This is a genomic window from Bacillus sp. FSL W8-0102 (assembly GCF_038007225.1).
Taxonomy (GTDB): domain Bacteria; phylum Bacillota; class Bacilli; order Bacillales; family DSM-4216; genus Bacillus_O; species Bacillus_O smithii.
The window spans coordinates 276,817-292,846 of sequence record NZ_JBBOWT010000001.1 but is presented as its reverse complement, the minus strand read 5'-3'; the positions used below and the strand labels follow the sequence as shown (position 1 = coordinate 292,846).

Here is a 16,030-nt window from a genome sequence, read left to right as displayed (position 1 = left end):
CAAAACTGAACAAAACGAAAGCGCTCATTCATATATCCTTAGAAAGGAGGTGATCCAGCCGCACCTTCCGATACGGCTACCTTGTTACGACTTCACCCCAATCATCTGCCCCACCTTCGGCGGCTGGCTCCCGTAAGGGTTACCTCACCGACTTCGGGTGTTGCAAACTCTCGTGGTGTGACGGGCGGTGTGTACAAGGCCCGGGAACGTATTCACCGCGGCATGCTGATCCGCGATTACTAGCGATTCCGGCTTCATGCAGGCGAGTTGCAGCCTGCAATCCGAACTGAGAATGGTTTTTTGGGATTGGCTCCACCTCGCGGTTTCGCGACCCTTTGTACCATCCATTGTAGCACGTGTGTAGCCCAGGTCATAAGGGGCATGATGATTTGACGTCATCCCCACCTTCCTCCGGTTTGTCACCGGCAGTCACCTTAGAGTGCCCAACTGAATGCTGGCAACTAAGGTCAAGGGTTGCGCTCGTTGCGGGACTTAACCCAACATCTCACGACACGAGCTGACGACAACCATGCACCACCTGTCACTCCGTCCCCCGAAGGGGAACCCTCTATCTCTAGAGGTAGCGAAGGATGTCAAGACCTGGTAAGGTTCTTCGCGTTGCTTCGAATTAAACCACATGCTCCACCGCTTGTGCGGGCCCCCGTCAATTCCTTTGAGTTTCAGCCTTGCGGCCGTACTCCCCAGGCGGAGTGCTTAATGCGTTAGCTGCAGCACTAAAGGGTGGAAGCCCTCTAACACTTAGCACTCATCGTTTACGGCGTGGACTACCAGGGTATCTAATCCTGTTCGCTCCCCACGCTTTCGCGCCTCAGCGTCAGTTACAGACCAGAGAGCCGCCTTCGCCACTGGTGTTCCTCCACATCTCTACGCATTTCACCGCTACACGTGGAATTCCGCTCTCCTCTTCTGCACTCAAGTCTCCCAGTTTCCAATGACCCTCCACGGTTGAGCCGTGGGCTTTCACATCAGACTTAAGAGACCGCCTGCGCGCGCTTTACGCCCAATAATTCCGGACAACGCTTGCCACCTACGTATTACCGCGGCTGCTGGCACGTAGTTAGCCGTGGCTTTCTGGTCAGGTACCGTCAAGGTACCGCCCTGTTCGAACGGTACTTGTTCTTCCCTGACAACAGAGCTTTACGATCCGAAGACCTTCTTCGCTCACGCGGCGTTGCTCCGTCAGACTTTCGTCCATTGCGGAAGATTCCCTACTGCTGCCTCCCGTAGGAGTCTGGGCCGTGTCTCAGTCCCAGTGTGGCCGATCACCCTCTCAGGTCGGCTACGCATCGTCGCCTTGGTGAGCCGTTACCTCACCAACTAGCTAATGCGCCGCGGGCCCATCTGCAAGCGGCAGCTTGCGCCGCCTTTCAACCTTCCTTCATGCGAAGGAAGATATTATCCGGTATTAGCCCCGGTTTCCCGGAGTTATCCCCGTCTTGCAGGCAGGTTGCCCACGTGTTACTCACCCGTCCGCCGCTAACTTTCAAAAAGCAAGCTTCTTGAAAGTCCGCTCGACTTGCATGTATTAGGCACGCCGCCAGCGTTCGTCCTGAGCCAGGATCAAACTCTCCAAAAAGAAATTTGACTTGGCTTGTTTCGATTGAAACATTGGTTTACGCTTCGTTTTGTTCAGTTTTCAAGGATCCAACTTTTGAATCTATCAAAATCGCATTATCAAAAGCGACGTTTTATATTATATTACCTTCTTGCATTTGTGTCAACAACTTTTTTATTAAAAGTTGTTTTGATCATCTCTTTTAAGTCAGCTATTTATTTATACACCCAACACAAAAGAAATGCAAGGGAAAATGTTCTCTGAGAAAAAATGCTTTATCGGTTTTTTCCTTTACCGACCTCTTTTGATTTCATGGCGGTCCCGACGGGAATCGAACCCGCGATCTCCTGCGTGACAGGCAGGCGTGATAACCGCTACACTACGGGACCTTGAAAAAAAGTTTCTGAAACCAAAAAGAAAGACTTATTATTCAAGTTTCTGAACATAACGGTTCTAGAAGAGTTCTTAAAACTGACCATTTCATGGCGCGCCCAAGAGGAGTCGAACCCCTAACCTTCTGATCCGTAGTCAGACGCTCTATCCAATTGAGCTATGGGCGCAAGTATATCGAAAAAAGGCTCAAAGTATGATCATGATCAGTTTCAATTCTTCATTCCCTTACCGACATAAAAAAAGAGCGGAAGACGGGACTCGAACCCGCGACCCCCACCTTGGCAAGGTGGTGTTCTACCACTGAACTACTTCCGCATGACCTTATAAAAGGCATGAAAACCAAATTCAGATGTCCACTACACTTCGAAAAAGTTACATGGTGATGGTGGAGGTTGACGGGATCGAACCGCCGACCCCTTGCTTGTAAGGCAAGTGCTCTCCCAGCTGAGCTAAACCTCCATTGAGGATGACCCGTACGGGATTCGAACCCGTGTTACCGCCGTGAAAGGGCGGTGTCTTAACCACTTGACCAACGGGCCAAAATATTTCATGGCGGAGAGCAAGGGATTCGAACCCTTGAGACGGCGTTGACCGTCTACACGATTTCCAATCGTGCTCCTTCGACCACTCGGACAGCTCTCCCCACTCTTCACAGACCATTGCTTGTTTATGTCAACTGCCGATTGCGAATCCATTCATTTTACTGAGCATCAGTATACAATATGAAGAATGGGCCTAAATGGACTTGAACCATCGACCTCACGCTTATCAGGCGTGCGCTCTAACCAGCTGAGCTATAGGCCCGAACTATTTTTTGGAGCGGGTGATGGGAATCGAACCCACGACAACAGCTTGGAAGGCTGTGGTTTTACCACTAAACTACACCCGCTTTATTAAAATGCTTATCAAAAAGACATGAATTATTATAGTATTGTATTTTATTTTTGTAAATAGTTTTTTTGAAATTCTTTTTCCATAGATATGGTGTAAGATTACAATAAAGTTATTTAATTTTATAACCTCAAACACACAAAACCCCATTCTGATTTAGGACGCTAAAGTTTTAAGTGAATATTTTCACAACCCCCCCTAATAAATGCATTCCAGCAGAATGATCAAAAGCTATTTTTAGAGAAAAAAGTAACAATTCAACGTTGCTTTTTCCAATTTATCTTATTCAGAATTTTGTACGCTAGGAGAACTTCAACCTAAAAAAGTCGAATTCCTTACCATGCTAAGGTTCCAACTTTTTAAAAAAGGGTTCTTAACAGTTATAAAAATTGACTATTACTAGTTTCTCCTAGTTGAATTTTCCCTTAGCCTGCTTTAACGTCGCTACTATAAGAAAGCTAACAATCACTAATAAGAGCCATGAACTCACCTTTCCTAGATGAACGAGACTCCATGCATCGGTTTGGTTTGGATATTCCCAAGCTCCAAAGAACGTTGCGATATTTTCGGCTATCCATATAAAAAATCCGATAAGCACAAAAGAAAGTGTGAGTGGCATACGGTAACGAGTTCCATCAACCTCGTATGTGACCCATGATTGCCAAAAGACGATAATTACAAGTCCAGATAACCACCAACGAACGTCAATCCAATAATGGTGGGTGAAAAAATTCAAATAAATCGCAGCTGCAAGAGGTACAACTACCAAAAACGGTGGCCACTTAACCAGTTCAACCTTAAGCCTCCTCCACGCCTGGCAAAGATAACTCGCTACACTTGCGTACATAAATCCACTATACAAAGGCACTCCAAAAATTTTGAAATATCCTTCCTCTGGATAAGACCAGGAGCCCATATGTACCTTGAAAATTTCAAGAGTAAGTCCAATAAGGTGGAACAATGTGATAACCTTTAGTTCATCCCGTGTTTCAAGCCCAGAACGCACCATCCACCACTGCATCAGAAGACAGATGATAAGCAGCCAGTCATACCGTGGTAGGAAGGGAAGTGGCATGATTTTTGTAAAAGCCAAAGAGGCAAAAATAACGACAGGAAACAAACATGATAGGGCCTGCTTCCAACCAAAACGAACGAGTTGTTTTAGTGCTCTCAATGATTTGTTCCTCCAAAGTTTTTTCTGAATATATGCAAGTCCTGCTTAGTATAGTAGCTAGCTCACCGCCGATAACTTTCTTTTCCTTTCAATGTTTCCTACTTTATTAATCTTGGATGTCTTCATCACTTCGGTATTCTAAGATATCTCCAGGCTGACATTCTAAAGCCTTACAAATCGCATCTAAAGTTGATAATCGAATCGCTTTTGCCTTTCCATTTTTCAATATAGAAAGATTAGCCATCGTGATTCCAACCCTCTCCGAAAGTTCTGTGACGCTCATTTTCCTTTTAGCCAGCATCACATCAATATTGATGATAATTGCCATATTATTCACCTCAGATCGTTAAATCATTTTCTGATTTTATATCGATGGCTTCTTGTAAAAGCCTTTGAAGAACAGCAGCAAAGACTGCAATAATCGTTGAAGCAAAAATAATGCCCAATCCGATTAGCATGATACCTGGGGCGTCTTCTAACTTCGCAACGATATAGAAGAATGGCAAACCCGGCACATACGAGATACTGATTATGACCGCACAGTATTTTATATTCTTTAAAGCCTTTACGGATAATTCCGAGAAAGCTTTTTTCTTGTCAATATAACTTAAAAGTTTAAAAGCCTGATACAGAGCGAAGAAAAATGGTATCGCCGATACATACATAACGATTAAAAAGCCATATAGTACATAAGCAAACTCCGAATTACTTTCTGCTGCTTCTTTAGCTAACATAGGCAACCCAAATATACATAAAGCAAGAACTGGAGTTCCGATAATAAAAACAGCTATTTTTAAAAACAATGTTGATCTTTGTTTCATAAAAAGCACCTCACTTATTTATTTTTGAATAAATTTTAATACGTTATTTATCGTTTCGCAATAAAAATTTATTAAATATTGATAAAAATTTGTTGTTAAACTTGAACAAAAACTTGAAGTCGGGAAAACCTTACCATTGATTCTCATATAATTATAGAAGCATCTCTGATTTCACAGAGATGCTTCTTAAAATTAGAATATCAAACACAAAAACATCAAAAGAAGTATATTGGGCTTATTGTGCAACATCCCGTTAATTATAGTATTTTCCTTTAAAATAACTGGTACGCTATTCAACTAAACGACTTTTTTATTTTTTAAATGACATTTTTATAATTTAAACAACTTTTTTATTACTCAACAAATGGTCCTTTTCTTTTTCGAAGCGTTTCAGCCTAAAAAAGATTGTTTTGTCAGGAATCAACAGCAAAGATGGCTAGAAAAATATCTATTTTAAAAATCACCAGCCCTTTTCTCCGTGATTTAGAGTGGGACTGGCATTATTCATGAATCGGCTACTTATTTCATGATCATTGATCATTCAAATTTTAAGAATGGCATGAATGATTTGCAAAGAGGAATTGCTCATACCCAATCCTTTTACGATGAGAGCTTCCGACATCTCCTGATTTTTCTGTGACGGCTCCCGCTTTCTCAGGCATTCCATTTCCGCAGCTTGAAATATTAATATTTTGTCGCCTCTAATAATAAATCCACAATATGAACAGCTTTTACATCCTTTAACTTCTCTCTTTCTATTCCCAGCATCATTTGCATCAAACATCCTGGATTCGCTGTAACGATCGTTGTTGCTTTTGTTTTCTTGATTTTTACCATTTTTTGATCCAAAATTTCCATGGATGTCTTCGGTTCTACGATGTTGTAGATACCGGCAGATCCGCAGCAACTATCTGCGTTTTCCATTTCTTTGAACGTAATTCCTTTAATGGAACGAAGCAATTCTCTGGGAGCCTTGGAAGTTTTCATGACGTTTCTTAAGTGACAAGAATCTTGATAGGTTACTATTTGTTCCGGAAGAGAGAGGCTGTATTTCTTGTGAAAATCCAGTTCATATAAAATTTCCGTAATATCTTTTATCTTAGCCACGAATGCTTTGGCCCGCTCTAACCATTCCGGTTCATCTTTCAACAAATGGTCGTATTCAATCAAGAAAGCTCCGCACCCGCCTGCGTTTGTAATAATGTAATCGACGTCGTGTTTTTCAAATGCCTCAATATTTTGCTTCGCCAGTTCTTTTGCGATTTCTTTCTCTCCGCCATGACCGTGCAGAGCACCACAACATGATTGCGTTTTAGGAATCACAATTTCACATCCGGCTTTTTGCAATAATTGAATCGTAGCATAATTGGTTTCCAGAAACATCGTATCCATTAAACATCCAGAAAAAAAAGCTACAGTCGCCTTTTTCGAACCTGCGGGCGCAAAATGTTCATCCCTATCGATCATTTCTTTTTTCTTAGGAATATCCGGCAGAATTTTTTCCATCTCTCTCAGGTTATCAGGAAATAATTTCATAAATCCTATTTTACGCGCCACTTTTTGAAGACCTGATCTTTGGTAATATCCAACCAAGCTAGTGACATTTATTAGATTGCTTTTTTTGGGAAATAATTTTTCAAAGACTACTTTACGAACCGTTCGAACGGGTAAAGAATGTTTTTTATTTTGGTTTATGATGTCTCTGGCTTCTTCCAATAAATGGCCGTAATGAACATCTGACGGACAGACCGGCTCACACGCACGGCAGCCTAAACATAAGTTCAATGAGTTCACAAACTCATCATCCGGTTGTATCACTCCGTCATAAACTGCCTTCATTAAAGCGATTCTTCCGCGTGGTGATTGGCTTTCTTTGTAACCAGATACCAAGTATGTCGGACATGAAGGCAAGCAAAAACCGCATCTCATACAGTTTAATAACTCATCTTCATTCATACGTTCCTTGAAGGCTATTTGAATACTTTTCTTTTCGGATTCCGACATCATTTTGATATCACCACCCGTTTTCGTGTATCTTTTGCGAATAATTTCCCTGGATTCATAATATTATGGGGATCTAATGCTTCTTTGATCGATTTCATCACTTGGATGCCTGATACTCCCAGTTTCCATTCTAAATAAGGCGCTTTCATAGCTCCCACTCCATGTTCCCCCGTAATGGTTCCGCCCAATTCAATCGCTTTTTCAAAGATTTCAGCAAAAGCTTTTTCCACTCTCTCCATCTCTTCTTTATTACGAATATCGGTTGTGCATGTAGGATGAAGATTCCCGTCTCCGGCATGGCCAAATGTACATATATTGACGTTATATTTGTGCGCTATGTCATTGATGGCTTTCACCATTTTGGCTATTTCTGATCTGGGAACGGTGGCATCTTCTAAAATAGTCGTCGGCTGCAGTCGAGCTAAAGCTGACAAAGCCGTACGTCTGGCCGCACGCAGCGCCTCCGCTTCTTCTTCAGACTGTGCAATCTGTACAGAGACAGCATTTTCGCTTCTGCATATTTCTTCCATTATCTTCATATCTTTGTTTACATTGTCAGCGATTCCATCTTGTTCGATTAGCAACACTGCTTGAACATCCGTCGGCAAACCGATTTGTGCATAGTCTTCCACCGCTTGTAATGTAGGTTGATCTAAAAACTCCAAAGTCGCTGGAATAACTTTATTCGCAATAATTTTGGAAACGGAACGAGCTGCAGCCTCTAAATCTTGATATAAAGCAAGCATTGTCTTTTTTGTTTCAGGAAGCGGAATCAATTTTAACGTCGCCTCTGTAATCACACCCAGTGTGCCTTCTGAACCTACCAATAATCGAGTTAAATCATACCCCGCTACATCTTTTGCTAATTTTCCTCCTGTCCGGATGATATCTCCGTTAGGAAGAACTGCCTCCAATCCCAATACATAATCACGGGTTACTCCATATTTCAGTCCTCTTAATCCCCCGGAGTTTTCGTTTAAATTCCCACCGATCGTCGATATTTTTATAGAACTTGGATCAGGAGGATAAAATAAACCTTTTTGTTCAACCGCATTGATTAAATCAAGTGTTATAACTCCCGGTTGACAAGTCACGGTTAAATTTTCTTCATCGATTTCTAAAATTTTGTTCATATGTTTAAACAGAAGAACAACTCCTCCTTCAACAGGACAAGTGCCGGCACACAAGTTCGTTCCCGATCCTCTCGGAACAATCGGTATTTCCCATTCATTGCACAGTTTTAATATTTCGGATACTTCCTCCGTATTTCTGGGTGAAACCACCGCGTCAGGAATAGATTGAAAATTAGGGGTGGCATCGTATGAATAAACTAACCGCTCTACTTCAGAATCTTCGAAATTTTCCCTTCCTACGATATCCACAAAACGCTTCTTCACATGAGAAGGAATCATATTGAAAACCCTCGCTTTTCTAATTTTCGTTTTATTATAAAGAAAGTTGGGTATTTAATCTATGTATGATCATATGATTAAAATGTGAAATATACCGTTTTTATTGTTTTTTAATCCAAAAGAAGGCGGTCGATGCCCCATGCATTTATCAACCAATTTAGCTTCTAAAATTATTTCAGAAGTTCAGCAAGTAATGAAAGAAGATATTATATTAGTGGATACAAAAGGAATCATCATTTCTTCCACTGAAAAAAGCAGAATTGGCACCTTTCATGAAGGAGCGACCATTGTCATTAAAACAAAAAAAGTACTTTATATTGATCAGGACAAAGCAAAAATTCTAAAAGGAGTAAAAGCAGGCATCAACATGCCCATTATGTTTAATAAGCAAGTAATCGGCGTCATCGGTATAACAGGAGACCCTAAAAAAGTGGAACCGTTTGCGGAATTAATTAGAAGAATGACAGAACTCATTATACAAGAAGCTTATTATACCGAGAGAAACGAATGGGAAATACGCGGTATAGAATCTTATTTGTATGAATGGATCAACTCTACATCGGTTGATAAAGAATTTTTAGAGCGAGGTGTCATGCTGGGAATCCCCGTTTACGACACGCATATTTGCGCCCTCATACAATCCGAAATACAAACACTCGATCACTATGACATTCCCAGAATTCAAAAAGAAATCATGGAATTGTTCTATTCTGTATTCGGGAAAGAAAATTATTTCCTCATTCGCTGGGGGCAAGAACGTTTCTTGCTATTAAAAAAGATTGGCTCTACTTTTAACAAGAATCATTTCCATAGTCAATTAAAAAACTTTAAACTTTAAAGAAAGATTCGAAAGGAAATATCACCACCATTTAGCAATTGGTGTAGGAAAGACAATGTGCAGACAGATTATCCATAGATCATTTAAAGAGGCAATGAAAGCATTAAAAGTGGCTCAAAAACATCTTGGAATTGTATTTTATGAAGATCTCATATTAGAAATTATCTTAGAAGACATTCCCATCGAAATACAAAAGGATTTTCAAAGAAGAACGATTGACGTTTTGAAAGAAGATCCAATACTCATCGATACCTTGCAGCACTATTTGCATAATAATCAATCGATCAAAAAAACTTCAGAAGAAATGAATATACATATTAATACTCTGCATTATCGTTTAAATAAAATCGAAGAGCTAACCGGAATCAATCCGAAAACCACGGAAGGAATTGTCATATTTTATATATCACTCATGTTATTGAATTCTCATTCCCATCATGAGATGGATAAAAGAAAACTGTAGTCAAACAAAGAATCTCTCTTAATGCATTAAACGAGCGATTCTTTGATTGTTTTTACAAATAAAAAGAGAAAAAGGCTGAATCAAACGTTTTTGATTCAGCCCTTTTTAGCTATTCTTTAAACAGAAGCTTCTTTTTTTACATTTAATAATGCAAAGAATTCTTTCATAAATCCCGGCAAATCCGGCCAAGCATGCCCTGACACCAAATTTCCGTCCACATGAAGCAATTTTTCCACGTAAACAGCTCCTGCCGCTTCCACTTCCGGCCGACAAGCGGAAAATGCCGTCATTTCCCTGCCATTGATATATTCTCTTACAGTCGTTAAAACTTGTTGTCCATGGCAGATGGCTCCAAGCGGTTTATTTTCTTTTAAAAAGTGAGCGACGATTTCTTGAACTTTTTTATTTAGACGTATATATTCAGGTGCGCGTCCTCCGGGAATAATCAGTCCATCATAGTCAGCAGGATCAATTTCATCTACGGATGCGTGAGATTCGATTTTATATCCCCACTTTTCTGTAACGGTCTCCATTTCAGGGAGGAAATCATGGACAACCGTTTGAAGCTTTTTCTTCACAGGAGACGCAATCGTGCATTGAATATTTTCTTCGATACAACGATAATACGGATAAAATACTTCTAAAGCTTCTACCGCATCACCCGTTACAATGAGAACTTTTTTACTCATTTTTTCATCACCGTTCCTTCTTTAAAAAATATTTTCGTTTTGGACACACTTCTTAACATCTCTTTTCATTACGTCATGCTCATTTGATCGTTAGAGGGCAAATTGTATCGTGTTTCTAACAAACCTCGACAATAATGGGCATTAAATTCCATGCTCATCCGCGTACGCTTGGCGCCTTGCAAGTAAAACGAAAATTCTTCTTCAGACAGCTGTTTATCATCCGGAGTTGTGAAGGCCAATGTATTGGAGTGATTCAAGGCCCTTTTTTTCTCCAAATATTTGTCTCTCAGCAGATGACCTTCTTCCGACAGAGGCAATTCATTCAATTGTTGCAGAGACAAACCTATCATCTCTTTCTTTGTCATCCCATTTTTTAAGAGATATTTCATCAGTTTTTCTTGCCTTGCATAGTAAGCTTTTATCTCAAACGTTTTGCGCAATTCGTCAAGGTCTCCATCCGATAAGTCACGAAAGACTTCGTTAAACGACTTGCCTTTCGTTGCTCCGCGATTGATTTCATCGGAAGCACAATGATCCAATAAATGGACTTTCACTGAATGCACCCATTCCAGTTCGGATACATATTTGCGTATATCTTCGGCCATGATATAGGCAAAGTTCGGCGAGCACCAATAAGTCGGTAAGCGAAAAACAACTTCTACATGATGGTCTTGAATAGCGACGTGATCAATAAACCCTAGATCTGTTAAAGGTTGATCCAGTTCAGGATCATAAACTTTTTCAAGCATTCTATATACTTGATCTTCTTTTTCCATAATCTTTGATCCACCTCCTTTGTTCGTGAAGATCCTTTAGAAATTAGCTTTGATTTCATTAAGTTTCGCTTTTTGTTCGTTTAATTCGCAATTTTTCAACTTTTCTTTTTGCGCTTCGATATCTATGTTGTATAATCTCGCTACGTTCTCACCTAAAATTTTCTTCTTCACATTCAAATCCAACGTCACACCTGTTTCTTCTTGGATATCTTCCGGAAGTTCAAATTCAAGGAACTTTTCAATAATCCACTTTGGCTCCCAAATAGCATAATCGCTTCCAAAAATGATACGGTCTTCATCCAGCCAGTACAACAATTCACTTATGATTTCAGCAAAATAACGAGGACGAGTATGGATTAAAGAAATAGCTACCGCCAATCCTCCGTACACATTTTTTTCCTGTGTCGCAATCCAGCAAAAATCTTCTAATCTCGGCAGTCCTACATGTTCTACGATAAAGTTTAATTCCGGAAAACAGCTTGCTGCATCATCCACATCTGCTACGTCAAATGCATCCCGATTCAAAGGAGTGACCGTGGGTCCTTTATGAATGTGAATATTTTTAATCCCTAATTCTTGGCACTTTTCAAGATATCTTTTGGACCAGTCGTCTGAAAGTTTATATCCCTTTGAATTTCCATACCAATCCGCTGTATACAACTTAATCCCTTGCCAGTTGTACTTTTCTTTCATTTTTTCCAAATTTTCCAATCCTCGTTCGCCATGCCGCGGGTCCATTGTCCCGTTGCAAATAAAGCGATTAGGGTACCGTTTGGAAAGGGCGTCATTTGCGTCAAAATCACCAAAACCATTTTTGTAAAACTCTTTTAAATAGACAGGTTGAAAAATGGCCATATCTGCATATCCTTTAACCAATACGTCGTTAACCAGCGTTTCCGGATCATACTTCACAAACTTATCCCAGGGCCAATAATATTCTTTAGGGCTCAGATTTTTGTGATAATCATAAAAACAGCTGATAAATTGCTCTCCATGAATATTCAGTTGATTCTCCTTACTGCCATCCCACAAGGCTATATGAGCATCAATAACAAAAATCTCTTCTCCGTTAGCTGTCCGAATCATTTCCATCCCCCCTTAATTTGTTCATTTTCAGTGCCAAATAATGAAAGCGGTAACATTTTGATTCAAGTGATTATTTTTAGAAAATTCTGATTAAATTATACTGAGAGGCTCCATGAATGAAAATATACACTTAAACAAAAAAGAACGGATTCCGTTCTTGATTCCGTTCTTGATTTTTTGGATGATATAACAAAACCTTAATTTCAACTATTCTCCAAAAAAAGAAAGACAGTCCGTTCTGATTCGCGTGTTTTCTCATTTAAATTGATGATTCCACAAAATTCTTGAATGAAATATTTTATTGCAACATTCATTTATTTTCCGTTCTATATCGTATCTTAGGTTATAGAGTGAAAGTACCTGTTCAACTAGAATAGAAACTTTATTCATTTGGTGAATGAATGGCACCAGAATATCGATCTTTGTTCACTAGAAATATTTGTTCTGCTTTCCCATGAATGCTCTATCCATACAAATGGAATAATATATATTACCACTATCAAAAGAGGTATTCTTTATGTATTTGCTGCTTTTTACCGTAATTTATCTACTTATTGCCATCCCGATGACGGAATGGACAAAATGGAAAAAATATTATACAACGATCCAGTATTATGTGATTTGCGATTTGCTTTATAATTTTCTTTTTTAAGACCATACGTTATGGGAATACCGTTCTGTAGAAACAGAATGGTTAAACCACACAATCATTGATCTAATCTTTACATTTTTGATCATACCGGTTGCCATTTATTTTTATTTATCTTTTTTGCCTGAAGGGAAAAAAATGTTTGTGTACATTACGGGATGGGTTATACTATTTGAAATAATCGAATTCTTTTTCCACCAAAAAGGGCGGTACCGTCAAGAATTTTGTGTAATGTAAGATAGATAGGGTATCTCTGAAATAGATTTAGAATAGAGGGGAAGACTGGTTTCCTCCATACAGGAGACTGAATATTCAGTCTCCTGTATGGAAAGAGAGAATCCCCCTTATCTCATTGATTTACATTATTTGGTTAATTATAACGTTCCCTGAATCCGTGATGAATTGAAATCGACTTTGATTTTGTTGTAATTTTGATGGATTGATAATCCATAAAACCCTTTTTATGCTTATGACCTATGTCATCTCTATTTCCGAAAATGGAACAAATCTCTTTTTTAGGTATACGAACCAAAAAAATAGACAAAAAAGCACAGGGAGTGACGTTGGACATTAGTGCCCGAACATTCGTTCGTTATCTTGCCTCTCTCCATTTCTGATAGACGTTCAGTAGGGGCTCGCTATAACCACTCCTTCGCGTCAGTTTCATCCAGATCTGTCGTGATCGACGGACGAGTCGCCCTGCCATCGTGATCACCGTCTGAATAATCGTCTTGATGCGGCGGCGTTTCACTTTGTGGTGCAACGGATGTCTCGGATCGCTTAATAGATCTTGTCCAATCAGACGAAGAAGATTGTAAACGAAGGCTCCCATGACCAACACGAGCGCATTCGTTTTCATCTTCCCAGATGGAAGCCGCTCTAAATCTAAGTCGCTCTTCAGTTCGCTATGAAACTGTTCGCATGTCGCATGGTCATGATACAACGCGAGCACATCGCTCATTCGAACATGCTCGTATCCTTTGAGCCGCACCCAATAGCTTTCCACTTCATAATCAGGAACGAGCATCAGCTGTCCATTGCGTTCCATCGTCCGTTCCGTTACTTGGGTGACTTGAACGTACGTATACGTGTTTCCATCGATCGCTGCCTTCTGTGGAAGGCATAGCTCATAGGTTTGTACTCCTTCGCTTTGTCCATCATCGACACGTTTGCCCTTTTGCGAAGCGATCTGGAACCAAAGCGCTTTCGATTCTCGGCGTAAGTTTCGCTTGATGACAAAGTCCACGTCTTCCTTTAGGCATACGTGCACATTCGCTTCTGCATCGTTTCCTGCATCCATGCGAACAAGCAGACGAGATGAAGTCAGTTGACGAGCTCGACGGATAGCGGTGACTAAAAACGAGGGCATGTTGTCTTGCACATGTTGTTTCCCTGGACGCAACTCGGCATGAACGAGATACCCTTCCTTCCCTGCATACGCAAACAACGGTGTAAAACCGTCAAATCCTTTATACGTTCGACTGACTCCTTCTTTTTTCGTATCGGAGTTGTCAAATGGGGAACCATCTATATCAAGGGGAAGCCATGTCGTCTTTCCTTTGGTCCAACAAGGGGACAAAGTGGCATGTCGTTGAATCAACAGACGTATGGACTCCTCCCAAAGAATCGTTTCGGTCATCGGAAGACAAGCGAGCTGATCGAGTCGTTGTCGCAAGGTTGGAGAGGAAGGCACGTGCTGAATCCCCATCGATGCCGAAAAGATATCGTCCTGACGATACGCTTCGATATGATCGAAATCCGTTTTTCCTGTGGCAAGCAAGCCAATCATCGAGCGAATGACATCGCTATGGGAAATGTGCACTTCTCGACGAACCGTTGGAAGCCGAAGTGCGTTTACCCGTTTATCCAGTTTCGTTCGATGGAGTAAGTAGCCAACGAGAGCAAGCCCAGCACTTGGGGTAATCGCTTCATCTGTCAATACAAACCGAATCGGGAAATCTTTCATCACATCACCTACTTGATGAAGAATCGTCAACGTCGTTTTTCCTTATCGTATCAACGGTTTGCGACCATTGTAAAGATGTTTTGTCACGGATTCAGGACGTTCTTCAAACATTCGTTGAAGGGCTTCATGTGCTTCGGCAAATCCTCGCAACTTTCGCCCTGCCCATTTCTCATTAAAATCTTGGATGGTCAAATACACGACTTTTTCAGCGGCTTCTAAACTACTCAAACTGTTCATCGGCTTTAGACGTTTCCGAATCTCTTTGATCGTTCGTTCAATGGCATTGGTCGTGTAAATCACACTTCGAATACTGCTTGGATAATCCATAAATGTAAGGAGGACATCCAACTCATTGGCCCAAGATTGAACTTCTCTCGGATACTTGTTCGACCATTTCGACTCAAACTGTTGAAACATCTGTAACGCCATCTCCTTATTCGGTGCGCGATAAATCAGTTTGAGATCCTCTGCCACTTCAAATTGATCTTTTTTCCGAACACGATTTAAGGTATTACGTACTTTGTGAACGACACAGCGCTGCACATCGGCTTTCGGATAAACGGCTTTAAAGGCTTCCTCCAGTCCCGGAAGGCCATCGAATACACCAAGAAGTACTTCCTGTAATCCTCTCTTGTAGAGATTGTGGAGAATCTCTTGCCACCCATAGGCACTTTCTTGTCCTCCTACGAAGAAGTCGAGAATTTCACGATACCCTTCTTCGTTTACACCTAACACGACATAAATGACCTCTTTTTCTACCGTATCTCGACGAAGTTTCACGTACAACCCATCCAAATATAAGACCGAATAACGCTTGGGTAGGGGGCGATTATGCCATTTCTCGATGTCTTCCCTTACCACATCCGTGATATGGCTAATCGTTGTTGGTGAGTAGGCATTTCCTAAAATTCGTTCGATAAACTTGCCAATTTCACGCGTACTCATCCCACTTTGATACATCTTGATGACGGCTTCCTCGAGCCAGCCGGTATGGCGTTGGTAAGGGGCAAACAGCTGCGTTTGAAATTCCCCGTTTCGGTCTCTTGGAACAGAAAGTCCTTCGATACGACCATACTGCGTGTCTAGGTTTCGATGGTAATAGCCGTTTCTTCTATTCGACGTTCCCTCTTGTTCCATTTCGAGGAAAGTCTGGATTTCTTCCTTCATGATCAGCTCTAATTTTTCCTTTACAAACTCACGAATAACGTTTTCCAGTTGATTCATCCAATCTATATTCGATATACTTTTAGACATAGGTAGGATACTCCTTTCTCTAAGATTTTTGCCAAATC

Annotated in this window: 14 protein-coding genes, 8 tRNA genes and 1 rRNA gene; 4 read left to right on the top strand and 19 right to left on the bottom strand. The window is 40.7% G+C overall.

The genetic code is table 11. The features are described 5' to 3' along the window. Nucleotides 1–42: 42 nt before the first annotated feature. From N1I87_RS01525 to glcD, 14 genes are all read right to left on the bottom strand, one after another. Nucleotides 43–1,597 (bottom strand): 16S ribosomal RNA (locus tag N1I87_RS01525). A 292-nt stretch (nucleotides 1,598–1,889) separates the two neighbouring features. After that, nucleotides 1,890–1,965: transfer RNA gene (locus tag N1I87_RS01520), tRNA-Asp, on the bottom strand. Between the two features lie 94 nt (nucleotides 1,966–2,059). Next, nucleotides 2,060–2,136, bottom strand: a tRNA-Arg gene (locus N1I87_RS01515). Nucleotides 2,137–2,212: 76 nt separating this feature from the next. Continuing rightward, nucleotides 2,213–2,284: transfer RNA gene (locus N1I87_RS01510), tRNA-Gly, on the bottom strand. Between the two features lie 68 nt (nucleotides 2,285–2,352). Beyond that, nucleotides 2,353–2,428, bottom strand: a tRNA-Val gene (locus N1I87_RS01505). 8 nt (nucleotides 2,429–2,436) lie between these two features. Next, a tRNA-Glu gene (locus N1I87_RS01500) sits at nucleotides 2,437–2,508 on the bottom strand. Between the two features lie 11 nt (nucleotides 2,509–2,519). Then, nucleotides 2,520–2,611: transfer RNA gene (locus N1I87_RS01495), tRNA-Ser, on the bottom strand. An 88-nt stretch (nucleotides 2,612–2,699) separates the two neighbouring features. Beyond that, nucleotides 2,700–2,773, bottom strand: a tRNA-Ile gene (locus N1I87_RS01490). 11 nt (nucleotides 2,774–2,784) lie between these two features. Then, nucleotides 2,785–2,858: transfer RNA gene (locus N1I87_RS01485), tRNA-Gly, on the bottom strand. A 411-nt stretch (nucleotides 2,859–3,269) separates the two neighbouring features. Further along, entirely contained in the window at nucleotides 3,270–4,034 is a 765-nt protein-coding gene (locus N1I87_RS01480; RefSeq protein WP_341100353.1) for a DUF817 domain-containing protein, read from the bottom strand. A gap of 106 nt (nucleotides 4,035–4,140) precedes the next feature. Then, on the bottom strand, nucleotides 4,141–4,362 hold the full coding sequence (locus N1I87_RS01475) for a helix-turn-helix domain-containing protein (protein ID WP_003354823.1): 222 nt from the start codon (nucleotides 4,360–4,362) through the stop codon (nucleotides 4,141–4,143). A 10-nt stretch (nucleotides 4,363–4,372) separates the two neighbouring features. Further along, complete coding sequence (locus tag N1I87_RS01470; protein WP_341100352.1) at nucleotides 4,373–4,855, bottom strand: DUF2975 domain-containing protein; 483 nt, start codon at nucleotides 4,853–4,855, stop codon at nucleotides 4,373–4,375. Nucleotides 4,856–5,539: 684 nt separating this feature from the next. Further along, nucleotides 5,540–6,862: a (Fe-S)-binding protein gene (locus tag N1I87_RS01465; protein WP_445285679.1), complete on the bottom strand. Its 1,323-nt coding sequence runs from the start codon at nucleotides 6,860–6,862 to the stop codon at nucleotides 5,540–5,542. Then, nucleotides 6,859–8,271 (bottom strand): glycolate oxidase subunit GlcD, encoded by a 1,413-nt coding sequence (gene glcD / locus N1I87_RS01460; RefSeq protein ID WP_341100350.1) that lies wholly within the window; start codon nucleotides 8,269–8,271, stop codon nucleotides 6,859–6,861. Before glcD ends, N1I87_RS01465 begins: the two co-directional genes overlap by 4 nt. Before the next feature lie 139 nt (nucleotides 8,272–8,410). Between glcD and N1I87_RS01455 the strand changes: the two genes are divergently transcribed. Further along, on the top strand, nucleotides 8,411–9,109 hold the full coding sequence (locus N1I87_RS01455) for a CdaR family transcriptional regulator (RefSeq protein WP_341100349.1): 699 nt from the start codon (nucleotides 8,411–8,413) through the stop codon (nucleotides 9,107–9,109). A gap of 55 nt (nucleotides 9,110–9,164) precedes the next feature. Next, entirely contained in the window at nucleotides 9,165–9,572 is a 408-nt protein-coding gene (locus tag N1I87_RS01450; protein WP_341100347.1) for a PucR family transcriptional regulator, read from the top strand. 116 nt (nucleotides 9,573–9,688) lie between these two features. Here the strand turns inward: N1I87_RS01450 and N1I87_RS01445 are convergent, their stop codons facing one another. From N1I87_RS01445 to N1I87_RS01435, 3 genes are all read right to left on the bottom strand, one after another. Beyond that, the gene (locus tag N1I87_RS01445; RefSeq protein WP_341100345.1) at nucleotides 9,689–10,261 is read right to left on the bottom strand and encodes a DJ-1/PfpI family protein; all 573 of its coding nucleotides are present in this window, start codon (nucleotides 10,259–10,261) and stop codon (nucleotides 9,689–9,691) included. A 68-nt stretch (nucleotides 10,262–10,329) separates the two neighbouring features. Beyond that, complete coding sequence (locus N1I87_RS01440) at nucleotides 10,330–11,037, bottom strand: metal-sulfur cluster assembly factor (RefSeq protein WP_341100343.1); 708 nt, start codon at nucleotides 11,035–11,037, stop codon at nucleotides 10,330–10,332. Between the two features lie 36 nt (nucleotides 11,038–11,073). Then, nucleotides 11,074–12,123: an amidohydrolase family protein gene (locus tag N1I87_RS01435; RefSeq protein WP_341100341.1), complete on the bottom strand. Its 1,050-nt coding sequence runs from the start codon at nucleotides 12,121–12,123 to the stop codon at nucleotides 11,074–11,076. A 517-nt stretch (nucleotides 12,124–12,640) separates the two neighbouring features. Here N1I87_RS01435 and N1I87_RS01430 point away from each other — a divergent pair. Both N1I87_RS01430 and N1I87_RS17970 read left to right on the top strand, forming a co-directional pair. Beyond that, nucleotides 12,641–12,775 (top strand): hypothetical protein, encoded by a 135-nt coding sequence (locus N1I87_RS01430; RefSeq protein ID WP_341100340.1) that lies wholly within the window; start codon nucleotides 12,641–12,643, stop codon nucleotides 12,773–12,775. Nucleotides 12,776–12,829: 54 nt separating this feature from the next. Continuing rightward, complete coding sequence (locus N1I87_RS17970) at nucleotides 12,830–13,009, top strand: hypothetical protein (RefSeq protein ID WP_445285704.1); 180 nt, start codon at nucleotides 12,830–12,832, stop codon at nucleotides 13,007–13,009. A gap of 355 nt (nucleotides 13,010–13,364) precedes the next feature. Here N1I87_RS17970 and N1I87_RS01425 read toward each other — a convergent pair whose 3' ends face one another. Then, nucleotides 13,365–14,738, bottom strand: coding sequence for an IS1380-like element ISGsp2 family transposase (locus tag N1I87_RS01425; protein ID WP_044899598.1), 1,374 nt, complete (start codon nucleotides 14,736–14,738; stop codon nucleotides 13,365–13,367). A gap of 42 nt (nucleotides 14,739–14,780) precedes the next feature. After that, nucleotides 14,781–15,992: an IS256 family transposase gene (locus N1I87_RS01420; RefSeq protein WP_341100339.1), complete on the bottom strand. Its 1,212-nt coding sequence runs from the start codon at nucleotides 15,990–15,992 to the stop codon at nucleotides 14,781–14,783. Between the last annotated feature and the right edge of the window lie 38 nt (nucleotides 15,993–16,030).